Origin of the sequence: Aliidiomarina haloalkalitolerans, assembly GCF_003987315.1 — a bacterium.
In the GTDB taxonomy this organism is placed as follows: domain Bacteria; phylum Pseudomonadota; class Gammaproteobacteria; order Enterobacterales; family Alteromonadaceae; genus Aliidiomarina; species Aliidiomarina haloalkalitolerans.
In genome coordinates, this window is sequence record NZ_PIPI01000004.1 from 59,058 (window position 1) to 71,516 (window position 12,459).

Sequence of the window (12,459 nt, forward strand, 5' to 3'; positions counted from 1 at the left end):
GCTTTCAATGCATTTTTGCAAGGACTAAGAAATGACTGTGAAGTACATGAGTGATATGGATTTACGCGGTAAGCGCGTGTTAATCCGTGAAGACCTAAACGTGCCGGTACAAGATGGCAAAGTGACCTCCGATGCGCGCCTAAAGGCAGCATTACCGACGCTGCAAAGTGCACTTGAACAGGGCGCTAAAGTCATGGTCATGTCGCATTTAGGTCGTCCTGAAGAAGGTGTTTATGACGCTGAATATTCGTTAGCGCCAGTCGTTAAATACTTGGCCTCGGCACTCGACTTTCCGGTTCGCCTCGAAAGTAATTATTTGGACGGCGTTGAAGTTGCTGGCGGTGAGCTTGTGGTGTTCGAAAACGTTCGCTTCAATGTGGGTGAAAAGAAAAACGACCCAGTTTTAGCGAAAAAAATGGCCGCATTGTGTGACGTGTTTGTGATGGACGCCTTTGGTACCGCGCACCGTGCACAAGCGTCAACGTACGGCGTTGCCCAATATGCACCGATCGCATGTGCAGGTCCTTTGTTAGCCGCTGAACTCGATGCCTTGGGCAAAGCGCTGCAGAACCCTAAGCGCCCGTTAGTGGCGATTGTCGGTGGCTCGAAAGTTTCGACCAAGCTGATGGTATTGAACTCGCTCGTGCGTAAAGTCGACCAACTGATTGTTGGTGGTGGCATTGCCAATACGTTTATTGCAGCTGCAGGACATAATGTTGCACGCTCGCTGTACGAAGCGGATTTAGTCAAAGATGCAGCGCGTTTAGCTGAGTCAGCGAAGACTCGCGGTGCAGAAATCCCATTACCGACGGATGTCATTGTTGGTGACAAATTTGGTGCTGACGCAACGGCCACCGTCAAAGCGGTTACTGAAGTGAACGGTGATGATCAGATTTTTGATATCGGCCCAGACACAGCAGAACAATTAGCGAAAATGCTCGAAAATGCCGGCACAATCGTTTGGAACGGTCCCGTTGGCGTGTTTGAATTTGAGCAATTTAGTCAGGGTACAGAAGTGCTGGCGCGCGCCATTGCCCGTAGTCCTGCGTTCTCGATTGCGGGTGGTGGTGACACCCTTGCAGCGATTGACAAATATGGTATTGCCGACGAAATTTCCTATATTTCGACGGGTGGTGGTGCGTTCTTAGAATTCTTGGAAGGCAAAAAATTACCGGCCGTTGCAATTTTAGAAGCTCGCGGCAGCGAATAAATTATAAATCTCGCGTTAGCGAATCAATTAAAAGTATAAAGGAGCCTCGCAAATGGCATTGATTTCAATGAGACAAATGCTCGACCACGCTGCTGAATTCGGCTACGGCGTGCCAGCATTTAACGTAAATAACTTAGAGCAAATGCGTGCCATCATGATGGCTGCAGATGACACTGATAGCCCGGTAATCGTGCAGGCGTCAGCCGGTGCTCGTAAGTATGCTGGTGCCCCTTTCTTGCGCCACTTAATTTTAGCGGCTATCGAAGAGTTTCCGCATATCCCGGTTGTTATGCATCAGGACCACGGCACCTCGCCAGCAATATGCCAGCGCTCCATTCAATTGGGTTTTAGCTCGGTGATGATGGACGGTTCATTGCGTGAAGACGGCAAGACGCCAGCAGATTATGACTACAACGTTGATGTGACTCGCCGTGTGGTAGAAATGGCGCACGCCTGTGGTGTCTCGGTTGAGGGCGAACTTGGTGTTTTAGGTTCGTTAGAAACCGGTCAAGCAGGGGAAGAAGACGGAGTTGGCGCAGAAGGGACCCTGACTCACGATCAACTTCTGACTGATCCAGAAGAAGCGGCACATTTCGTCAAAGAAACCCAAGTTGACGCTCTTGCGATCGCTTGTGGAACTTCACACGGTGCATACAAGTTTACCCGTCCACCAACAGGCGACATCTTAGCAATCGAGCGGATTAAAGAAATTCACGCGCGTATTCCAAACACTCACTTGGTCATGCACGGTAGCTCGTCTGTGCCACAAGACTGGTTGGCAATCATCAATGAATTTGGCGGCGAGATTCCAGAAACTTATGGTGTTCCAGTTGAGCAAATTCAGGAAGGCATCCGCCACGGTGTTCGCAAAGTAAACATCGATACCGATTTGCGCTTAGCGTCAACCGGAGCGATTCGCCGTTATTTAGCGAAGAATAAAGCTGAGTTCGATCCGCGTAAATATTTAGCTGAATCAACGAAAGCAATGTACGACATTTGTAAAGCGCGTTATGAAGCCTTCGGTACCGCGGGCAATGCGAGCAAGATCAAGCCGATTTCTCTCGAAGAAATGTTCATCAAATACGAAAAAGGCTTGCTGACTGCGACGGTTAAATAAGTCGCACATTCGCTGATCACCACCACTGGTTTTGTAAAACTGGTGGTGGCTTTTTCATCTATAGGGTACGAATTGAGCCTTGTTTCCGTTAAAATAGCGGCAATAGGGTTGCACTTCACACCAAATTAAAATCCTCAGATCACCGCAATGGGTCTGATAATGTTTTAAAAGACAAGGAGTTAGCGTGCGCTTAAAACTACTTAGCTTAGCCTTGATCGGTTTCTCCGGGACAGCGATGTCATCAACGTTTATGTTCGATGATATTCAAGATATGGACCCAGCTGCGCAAGACGGTAAATGGCGTGCTAGCGCCGAAGTGGGTGTGTTAATCCGCTCGGGTAACACTGACTCGCGCTCGTGGAAAGGTAAGCTCGACCTTGAACGCGATACCTTGAACTGGCGTCAACGTGCCGTCATGGACTATTACCGTCAAGAGCGTAAAACTCATGAAGGCACTTCAGTGGTTGACGCCGACCGCCTGTTTTTGTCGGCCCAAGGTAACCGCAAGTTTGCTTCGTCTTCGCATTCTTCAGTGTTTATCTACGGTTCGTACGAAGACGACGCATTGAATAGTTTCGAATATCAGTCAACCATCGCGGCCGGTTACGGTACTCGTTATGTCTTTAACGACAATATGTATACCGACTTTGAAGTGGGTCCGGGTTATTCATTCGATAAACGTCGCGACACGGGTGAAACTGACGGCGACATGATTGTTCGTATGGCAGCAAACTATCAGTGGACGATTAGTGAAACGGCTCGTTTTACCCAGTTGATTTCGACTGAAATTGGTGACGACAATACGCGTTCGCGCGCTGTTGGCGCATTAACCGCGAATATTAACTCTCGTTTAGCGATGCGTTTGTCTTTGACTCTTACGCATAACTCAACGGTGTATGAGCAAGCTGACGGCCGTATTCCGGACAAACTGGATACAGAAACTGCGGTAACCTTGGTGTACACCTTCTAACGACGAACAGCACCATTGCTCTTCGTTTGACGGTTGACGCCACAGCGTGTAGATGAATCTTCGCGGCCACATTGGCCGCGTTGAGTTTATTGGAGTGACATGAACAAGTCTGATTTTTACTTTGAGTTGCCTGACCACCTCATTGCGCACTACCCTCAACCTGATCGCAGTGCCAGCCGATTGCTCACGCTCTCAGGCCCAACTGGTGAAGTGAATCATCGCCAGTTCCGCGACCTCCCTGACTTATTAGAAGCGGGCGACTTATTAGTTTTTAACGACACGCGAGTGATTCCGGCGCGGATGCTGGGCCAAAAAGTGTCGGGTGGAAAAATAGAAGTGTTGGTGGAACGGATTCTTGATGACCATCGCGTACTTGCTCATGTGCGAGCGAATCGTGCCCCCAAAGCAGGTACTAAGTTGCTTTTAGAAGAAGCTGTGGCAGCCGAGATCGGTGAGCGCAGCGACGCATTATTCGAAGTGCATTTTGACCCAGCAAAAACCGTGCTGGAATGGCTTGATGCATATGGTCACATGCCGTTACCTCCCTACATTGAGCGACCTGATGAAGCCAGTGACCGTGAGCGTTATCAAACAGTGTATGGCAAAAAGCCGGGAGCTGTTGCAGCGCCAACCGCTGGACTGCATTTTGATGAAACCATTATGCAGCGTTTGCAGGAAAAAGGCGTGAACACTGCCTACGTGACATTGCATGTGGGAGCTGGCACGTTTCAACCGGTGCGCACCGATGACATTCGCGAGCACAAAATGCACAGCGAATACGCAGAAGTACCGGCGCACGTTGTCGAAACAATTCGAGCAACCAAGGCAGCAGGCAAGCGCGTTGTTGCAGTGGGCACAACGTCAGTCCGTTCCTTAGAATCTGCAGCGAAAGCAAACGGCGGCGAAATTGGTGAGTTCGCTGCCGAAACCGACATATTTATCTTTCCAGGTTATGAGTTTAAGGTTATCGACGCCATGGTGACGAACTTTCACCTACCCGAGTCGACCTTAATTATGTTAATTTCCGCCTTCGCTGGCAAAGAGCAGGTTATGGGCGCTTACCAAGCTGCCATCGACCACGAATATCGCTTTTTCAGTTACGGTGATGCGATGTTTATCACCCGCAATGACCGCGCGCCAGAGCAGGCGTCGGCGTAACCAGTTAAAAGGTTGAACATGAAGTTTGAGTTACTAAAGAAAACCGGTAAAGCACGTCGCGGCCAATTGAAGTTTGCCCGCGGTACGGTCGATACGCCAGCGTTTATGCCAGTAGGCACGCTCGGCACGGTCAAAGGTATGAGTCCGGAAGAGTTAGCCGACACGGGTGCACAAATTTGTTTAGGTAATACTTTTCACTTAATGCTGCGGCCGGGTACGTCGATTATTCGTCAGCATGGCGACTTACATGACTTTATGAACTGGGACAAACCGATTCTGACTGATTCAGGCGGTTTTCAAGTTTTTAGTCTCGGTGATTTGCGTAAAATCTCGGAAGAGGGTGTCACCTTCCGCTCACCGATTAATGGTGAAAAGATTCTTCTGACACCAGAAAAGTCGATGGAAGTGCAGCGCGAATTGGGCTCAGATATCGTCATGATTTTTGACGAATGTACGCCATACCCAGCAACCGAAAAACAAGCTGAAGACTCCATGCAATTGTCGTTGCGCTGGGCAGAGCGTTCAAAAACGGCACACGGTGATAACGAAGCGGCCTTATTCGGTATCATTCAAGGTGGCATGTACGAACATTTACGTGATGTGTCGTTGAATGGCCTGACCGCTATTGGTTTCGATGGCTATGCAATTGGCGGGCTGTCGGTTGGCGAGCCAAAAGAAGACATGATGCGTATTCTCGAGCACACTGCCCCGCAAATGCCGGAAGATAAACCGCGCTACTTGATGGGCGTTGGCAAGCCGGAAGATCTCGTCGAAGCGGTGCGCCGCGGCATCGACATGTTCGATTGCGTTATGCCAACACGGAATGCGCGTAATGGTCACCTGTTTACCAGCGAAGGCGTGATTAAAATTCGCAATGCCCGCCATCGCACTGACACTGCGCCACTCGACCCAGAGTGTGATTGCTATACCTGTCAAAATTATTCACGTGCGTACTTGCACCATCTTGACCGTTGTAACGAGATTTTAGGTGCGCGCTTGAACACAATTCACAACTTGCATTTCTATCAATCACTCATGAAAGGTATGCGAGATGCGATCGAAAACGATCAATTTGATCAATTCGTGGAAACATTTTATGCCAAGCGTGGTGAAACAGTACCCGAATTAGATTGAATAAATTGATCTTAGGCTTTACATGGGCGCTTTGTTTGTTTAAAATTCAGCACCAATTTTATCCTGCATGGCCAATTGATGGCCTGCGTACTAAATGAATTTTTGAGGTGAGAGGCTAATGCCAGCAGTTAAAATGAAAGAAAATGAGCCATTTGACGTAGCTCTGCGTCGTTTCAAGCGTTCTTGTGAGAAAGCAGGTGTGTTGTCTGAAGTTCGTAGCCGTGAGTTCTACGAAAAGCCAACGGCTGAGCGCAAGCGTAAGAAAGCAGCAGCGGTTAAGCGTCACGCGAAGAAATTAGCTCGCGAAAACGCTCGTCGCACTCGCCTGTACTAAGAAATATTGTAAGGTAATACCGTCGGTATTACGTTCGGAGTTACCTTCGGAGTTAACTTCGAATTTGCGTTCGGAATTACAGCTTGGTCGCACTGCAGAGCAAGCCCGACTGTCAACCGTCACAGTAATTCTGTCGAACATTAAAAGAACCGTGCCAATCGCACGGTTTTTTTATTGTGCATTGCAAGTGCCAATTGCTTTAGAAATTGACTAGCCAGTTCGAGAAAAGCAGCTACAATGGCTGTTTCATTTCATCACAGGGCAGAGTAAAGTAAGCGCATGGCAGGATTCATTCCCAAAGATTTCATTCAAGATCTCGTCGCGCGCGCTGATGTTGTCAGCGTCGTCGATAGTCGTGTGCGCCTGAAAAAAGCCGGTCGCAACTACCAAGCTTGCTGTCCTTTCCATAACGAGAAAACACCTTCGTTTTCTGTTGCTCCCGACAAACAGTTTTATCACTGCTTCGGCTGTGGTGCGCACGGCAACGCGCTGGATTTTATTATGGAGTTCGACGGCCTCGAGTTCCCTGACGCCGTTGAAGAACTGGCGAGTATGTTAGGTCTTGAAGTTCCGCGTGAGCAGCGCCCTGGAACTAAGCCAGGGCGTGACCGTGCGGAAATCGAAGACGACTTTGAGTTGATGGAAAAGTGTGCGCGTTTCTTCTCAAACCAGCTCCGTGAACATCCGAACCGTGAGCGTGTGGTTGAGTACTTGAAGGGGCGCGGGCTGAGTGGCGAGATCGTGCGCGACTTTGGCATCGGCTATGCACCTGAACAGTGGGACGCCGTGCTTCGCGAGTTTGGACGCACACCTGACCTGCAAAAACAGCTTTTGGCGCTGAAAATGATTACCGAAAACGATCGTGGTAAACGTTTTGATTTTTTCCGCGATCGTATTATGTTCCCGATTCGTGATCGTCGTGGCCGTGTGGTTGGCTTCGGTGGTCGTGTGCTCGACAAAGGTGAGCCGAAGTATTTGAACTCGCCGGAAACGCGACTGTTCCATAAAGGCCGGGAACTCTACGGCTTTTTTGAAATGCGCCAAAAGCATCGCGACCTTGACCGGGTGATTATCGTTGAAGGTTATATGGACGTGGTCGCTCTCGCGCAATTTGGTGTGACCAATGCCGTGGCAGCTCTTGGTACCGCTGCAACGTCCGATCATCTGCAGCTTCTGTTCCGCCAAGCCAAACAAGTTATTTGTTGCTTTGACGGTGACCGCGCTGGTCGCGATGCAGCTTGGCGTGCACTCGAAAATGCCTTGCCGTTGCTACGCGATGGCACCGATCTCCAGTTTTTGTTTTTGCCCGACGGGGAAGATCCCGACACGATCGTGCGTGCTGAAGGTGCCGAAGGTTTTCAACAGCGCCTCGACAACGCCCAGTCGTTTCGTGAGTACTTTTTTGACCACTTAACCGAGCAACTCGACTTGCGCACGGACGCTGGTAAAGCAGAGTTAGTCGGTCAGGCAAAACAGCTCATCGGCAAAGTTGCCAGCGACTTCTATCGTGACCTATTAACCGAAACTTTGGCCCATCGACTGGGCCGGACAACTTCGGAAATAGAACGTTTGTTGCCAGCCAAAGAACAAACCGCTAGCCGCAAAGACGCACCAAAGCGAGATAAAATGACGCCCGTATCGCGTGCAATCGGCTTGCTCATTCAGCACCCGCAATTGGGTCAACTAGTCCCGGTGCATGAAGAACTTGGGCAATTAAATCTGCCCGGCATGAAAGTGTTTATGGCATTACATCGCCAAACCGCAGCGCAAGGCTTAACTTCCGCACAAGCACTCGAAGAATGGCGGGGCACAAAATTTGAGGCCCGCTTACGCGAACTTGCAACTTGGGATCATCAAGTTCATGAGGAAAACCTCGAAAATGAATTTAGTGAAACCTATCGCTATTTAATTGACCGCTACTTAGAACAGCGTTACGAAGAGCTAAAGGCGCTGCCGGCAGCAGAATTAACTCGTGAACGCCTACAAGAATTGAATGAGCTGCTACGCTTAATGAAGCGTAAGTAAGCAAGAAATCGAAACTGACCAGAAAAAATACATTCAAAATACTATTTGAACTGGTTGAATCCATGGTTTTTTGTTATAATGTGCGGTCATTCCGCATGAATTCACAATCTTCTTTACTGAGGTAAACGCCCGTATGCAGACTCGTCAGTCGCAACTTAAATTACTTATTGCGAAAGGTAAAGAGCAAGGTTTCTTAACCTTTGCTGAGGTCAACGACCACTTACCGCAAGACATCGTTGATTCGGATCAGATTGAAGACATTATCCGCATGATCAACGACATGGGCATTAAAGTCTACGAAAATGCCCCTGATGCCGACGATCTCATGATGAGCGAAGATGCAGCAGACGAAGACGCAGCTGAAGAAGCTGCCGCTGCATTGGCAACGGTAGAAAGTGAAATCGGCCGTACCACCGACCCAGTGCGCATGTACATGCGTGAAATGGGTACGGTTGAGCTGCTGACACGTGAAGGCGAAATCGAAATCGCTAAGCGTATCGAAGACGGTATTAACCAAGTCCAATGTTCCGTTGCTGAATATCCAGAAGCGATTAACTTTCTACTCGAACAGTGGGATGCATTTGAAGCTGAGCAAATTCGTTTAACTGAAATCATTTCTGGTTTCATTGACCCGAACGAAGTGGAAGACGCGCCTGTCAGCGCAACACACGTTGGCTCTGAGTTGAGCGAAGATCAGCTTGAAGACGAAGATGACGACGCCGAAGATGAAGACGAAGACGACGCTGACGACGATTCAGCGGACACCGGTGTTGACCCTGAATTAGCTCGAGAAAAATTCGCTGAGCTGCGGACCCAGTATGAAGTGACCCGTGAAGCGATTAAAGCGCGCGGCCGTGAAGACGCGAAAGCGAAAGAAGAAATTGAAAAACTGAGCGAGTTGTTTAAGCAATTCCGCTTAGTGCCGAAGCAGTTTGACCGCTTAGTAAAAGACATGCGGGAAATGATGGACCGCGTTCGTGTTCAAGAGCGCTTGATCATGAAACTGGCCATTGAGCATGCGAAAGTACCGAAGCGTACATTTGTACAAGCGTTTGCTGGTAACGAAACCAACATGTCTTGGTTCGATAAGTTAGTCGACAGTGGCTCTAATTACAGCGCAACGTTAAGCGAAATGCGTGAAGAAATTGAGCGTTGTACGTCAAAACTGCGCACAATCGCTGAAGAAACCGGTCTGTCGATCGCGAAAGTGAAAGACATTAACCGTCGCATGTCGATTGGTGAAGCAAAAGCTCGCCGTGCGAAAAAAGAAATGGTTGAAGCTAACTTACGTTTGGTTATTTCAATTGCGAAGAAATACACCAACCGTGGTTTGCAGTTCTTGGACTTAATCCAAGAAGGTAACATCGGTTTGATGAAAGCCGTCGATAAGTTCGAATATCGCCGTGGTTACAAGTTTTCGACATACGCAACCTGGTGGATTCGTCAGGCGATTACCCGTTCTATCGCCGACCAAGCGCGGACCATTCGGATTCCAGTGCACATGATCGAAACGATCAACAAGCTGAATCGTATTTCGCGTCAAATGCTGCAGGAAATGGGTCGCGAGCCACAGCCGGAAGAATTGGCTGAGCGTATGGCGATGCCAGAAGACAAGATCCGCAAAGTACTGAAGATTGCCAAAGAGCCAATCTCAATGGAAACACCGATTGGTGACGATGAAGATTCGCATTTGGGTGACTTCATTGAAGATACGACTTTGGATTTGCCAGTCGATGCAGCAACTTCTGAAAGCTTGCAGAACGCCGTTCGTGAAGTACTGGGTGGCTTAACCGCTCGGGAAGCGAAAGTCTTGCGTATGCGTTTTGGTATCGACATGAATACTGACCATACCTTGGAAGAAGTAGGTAAGCAGTTTGACGTAACCCGTGAGCGGATTCGTCAAATTGAAGCCAAAGCATTACGCAAATTGCGTCATCCAAGTCGCAGTGAGCAGCTGAAAAGCTTCTTAGACGAATAATCACGCAAGTGATTGAAAAAGCGCCTGCGGGCGCTTTTTTGTTGGCACAGATTTGGTTATACTTGCCGCCGCACAAAAGTGCACTCCAAAGAAATGGCCCCTTAGCTCAGTGGTTAGAGCACCCGACTCATAATCGGTTGGTCCCCAGTTCAAATCTGGGAGGGGCCACCATCTCAGCAATAGCCAAGAAAGAGCACCCGCCTCACTCTCTGTAACCCGAACCAGTTCCCCAGTTCAAATCTGGGAGGGGCCACCAATCTCAAATCTCAGCAATACTTGGTTTCACTCCGCTACACTGTGTTACTCTTCAACTCCCTCTAAAAGTAACGCCAAAGGTAAATTAGCGTGTGCAAATTTTTCAAAGTGTTACTGAAAGCACTAACCCTCTCAGTCTTTCTTTTTTCTTCAGTGTGCGCCGAAAGCACGTCATTCCAATTTTATTCTGAGCGACTGAGCGAAACGACAACCATCAGGATTGCGTTACCTGAAACGTATCGGCATTCGTCAGACTATGAATATCCGTTGCTTTTGGTCATGGATGGTTCAACACAGTTTAATCACATTGCGGGCAACATTGAGTTTATGAGCACATTCGCTGAAATCCCAGACATGATCGTGGTCGGTGTCAGTGCGAATAGTCGACTATTGAATTTCACCCAGACAGAATTAGAACAGTTCGCCGGTCGCTCGGGTGGTGCGGAAAACTACACAAAATTCTTGTTTGAAGAATTGCTACCCAAGCTGCGTGAAGACTATCGGATTGCGTCGCACGTGACCGTTACCGGGCATTCGCTTTCCGGATTATACTCGGCGTACCTCGCGCTAAATCATGCAGATGTAATACAAGCAGCCATTTCAATCAGCCCTAGCTTGTGGTGGGACGACTTCGTTATTCTGAATGATCTTGCCAACCTAACTGCTGAAATTTCCAAGGTTCGCTGGTTTGCAAGTATGGCCAGTGAGCCGGACGAAATGGCCGAGGGCTTTGATTATTTGGAAGCAGCGATCGGAAAACTGACTAACACCAATTTAACATGGGAACTGCGTCGGTTTCCTGATGAAACACATGACTCAACACCGTTAATTGGCAATGTAATGGGGCTTCGATCAGTCTTTCGGGGTTTCAATGCGGTTCCTCAGATCGAGGTTAAATCGCTCGAGCAGCTCCACAGTTATTATGCAGACTACGCTGAAATTGCTGACTACAACCTGCCGATGTCAGTCCATCAGTACAATGTTTACGGACTAAAAGCAGCCTATGAAGGGCAACTCGCTTGGGGCGTTGAAATCTTAGAGGCAGGTATACAATCGTTCCCGTACTCGGAAATATTATGGGATAGCCTAGCAACAGCTTACACTATGAATGACAACTATACAGCCGCTTTAAATGCGTCAGAAAAAGCGGTCAAATTCGCAGAACAGCACGGCTCCAAGTACTTGAGTGAAATCCTGTTGCAAAACGCTAATTTGAAGCGAGACACACAATAGCGTTTTAATCTATAAATAAAAGAGACCCAGATTAAAAACTTTGTGAGGAACTAGATGACGCCAGAGGAACGAGAAATTAGCAATGGGGCTGTTGTTTATACTAAGGCGAATAGAACGGCACTTGCAAAGCAGCTGACGAGTAAAGAGCGCTATCCTCCCGATGCTAACCCTGTATCAGTATTCATGAGTGGTTCTCTAGGAGCTGGGAAAACCGAGGCATCGAAAGCTTTCTTAGACGAAATTGAAGCCAACAACGTAATCAGACTTGATCCTGATGATTAACGCACTTACTTCCCCCGCTATACGGGTGATAACTCTTTTCTATTTCAATCAGCAGTGTCGCTAGTGGTTGAGCGTACTTTGGACCTAGCATTCAAAAATAATCAATCGTTCTTGCTCGACGGCACTTTATCTAGTGTTGAAGTTGCGCGCAAAAACATTGTGCGAGCATTGCGGAAACGGAGAGAAGTGCTTATTTTGTTCGTGCATCAACCTCCCGAACTTGCTTGGGAGTTTGTCCAAGTTCGCGAGCAAGAAGAGGGAAGAAGGATCTTACCAGACATATTCATCCACCAGTTTTTAGGGGCTCAACAAGTAATACGGGAACTAAAGCAAGAATTTGGAGGTCGCATAAGAGTTGATCTTTTAATCAAATCGAATAAAGGCGGCGCCCGTTCGTACCACGATAACGTTACGGCAATTGAGCATCACTTGCCGAAAACATACACTCGAAATGAGCTTGAGTCGCTGATATTATAAGTGTCCCTTGCAAAGGGTATGAAAAATGTTAGGAATGAATTAAGAGGTTAATTATGCTGGCACAATTATTGGGAACTAAGGCTGAATCAAATTCAACGCTCTCGGACTTTGTGCGCAACGCTAGTTCGCGTGAAAAGAAACGCGTGTACAATCGAGTTATTGAGAAAGCCATCGCCGCACAAAATGAGGTGTTAGAGCGTCACGCGAAGAACAAAGAATAGTTAAATCGCGTTAAGCCTAACATCAACTATAGCCGTTTAAAGTCTTTAAATTACCTCATCCCGAA

General features: G+C 48.2%; 10 protein-coding genes, 1 tRNA gene and 1 pseudogene. All 12 read left to right on the plus strand.

From position 1 onward, the window contains the following. Positions 1 to 31 precede the first annotated feature (31 nt). The 12 genes and pseudogenes from CWE06_RS07125 to CWE06_RS12430 all read left to right on the plus strand — a co-directional run bounded on the left by CWE06_RS07125 (position 32) and on the right by CWE06_RS12430 (position 12,394). Positions 32 to 1,210 carry a phosphoglycerate kinase gene (locus CWE06_RS07125; RefSeq protein WP_126792603.1) on the plus strand — a complete coding sequence of 393 codons (1,179 nt, stop codon included), beginning with the start codon at positions 32 to 34 and terminating at the stop codon, positions 1,208 to 1,210. Between the two features lie 52 nt (positions 1,211 to 1,262). Then, positions 1,263 to 2,327 (plus strand): class II fructose-bisphosphate aldolase, encoded by a 1,065-nt coding sequence (fba, locus tag CWE06_RS07130; protein ID WP_126792605.1) that lies wholly within the window; start codon positions 1,263 to 1,265, stop codon positions 2,325 to 2,327. A 184-nt stretch (positions 2,328 to 2,511) separates the two neighbouring features. Next, positions 2,512 to 3,297: a DUF481 domain-containing protein gene (locus CWE06_RS07135; protein WP_241972507.1), complete on the plus strand. Its 786-nt coding sequence runs from the start codon at positions 2,512 to 2,514 to the stop codon at positions 3,295 to 3,297. A gap of 99 nt (positions 3,298 to 3,396) precedes the next feature. Then, complete coding sequence (gene queA / locus CWE06_RS07140; RefSeq protein WP_126792607.1) at positions 3,397 to 4,455, plus strand: tRNA preQ1(34) S-adenosylmethionine ribosyltransferase-isomerase QueA; 1,059 nt, start codon at positions 3,397 to 3,399, stop codon at positions 4,453 to 4,455. An 18-nt stretch (positions 4,456 to 4,473) separates the two neighbouring features. Then, on the plus strand, positions 4,474 to 5,589 hold the full coding sequence (gene tgt / locus CWE06_RS07145; protein WP_126792609.1) for a tRNA guanosine(34) transglycosylase Tgt: 1,116 nt from the start codon (positions 4,474 to 4,476) through the stop codon (positions 5,587 to 5,589). A gap of 118 nt (positions 5,590 to 5,707) precedes the next feature. Then, the gene (gene rpsU / locus CWE06_RS07150; protein ID WP_126792611.1) at positions 5,708 to 5,923 is read left to right on the plus strand and encodes a 30S ribosomal protein S21; all 216 of its coding nucleotides are present in this window, start codon (positions 5,708 to 5,710) and stop codon (positions 5,921 to 5,923) included. A gap of 279 nt (positions 5,924 to 6,202) precedes the next feature. After that, entirely contained in the window at positions 6,203 to 7,948 is a 1,746-nt protein-coding gene (gene dnaG / locus CWE06_RS07155) for a DNA primase (protein WP_126792612.1), read from the plus strand. A gap of 133 nt (positions 7,949 to 8,081) precedes the next feature. Next, positions 8,082 to 9,926, plus strand: coding sequence for an RNA polymerase sigma factor RpoD (gene rpoD, locus CWE06_RS07160; RefSeq protein ID WP_126792614.1), 1,845 nt, complete (start codon positions 8,082 to 8,084; stop codon positions 9,924 to 9,926). 95 nt (positions 9,927 to 10,021) lie between these two features. Beyond that, positions 10,022 to 10,097 (plus strand) — tRNA-Ile (locus CWE06_RS07165). A gap of 237 nt (positions 10,098 to 10,334) precedes the next feature. Further along, positions 10,335 to 11,414: an alpha/beta hydrolase gene (locus CWE06_RS07170; RefSeq protein ID WP_241972516.1), complete on the plus strand. Its 1,080-nt coding sequence runs from the start codon at positions 10,335 to 10,337 to the stop codon at positions 11,412 to 11,414. 54 nt (positions 11,415 to 11,468) lie between these two features. Continuing rightward, positions 11,469 to 12,173: pseudogene (locus CWE06_RS07175) on the plus strand (zeta toxin family protein). 53 nt (positions 12,174 to 12,226) lie between these two features. After that, positions 12,227 to 12,394 carry a hypothetical protein gene (locus CWE06_RS12430; RefSeq protein ID WP_198679065.1) on the plus strand — a complete coding sequence of 56 codons (168 nt, stop codon included), beginning with the start codon at positions 12,227 to 12,229 and terminating at the stop codon, positions 12,392 to 12,394. Positions 12,395 to 12,459: the final 65 nt, after the last annotated feature.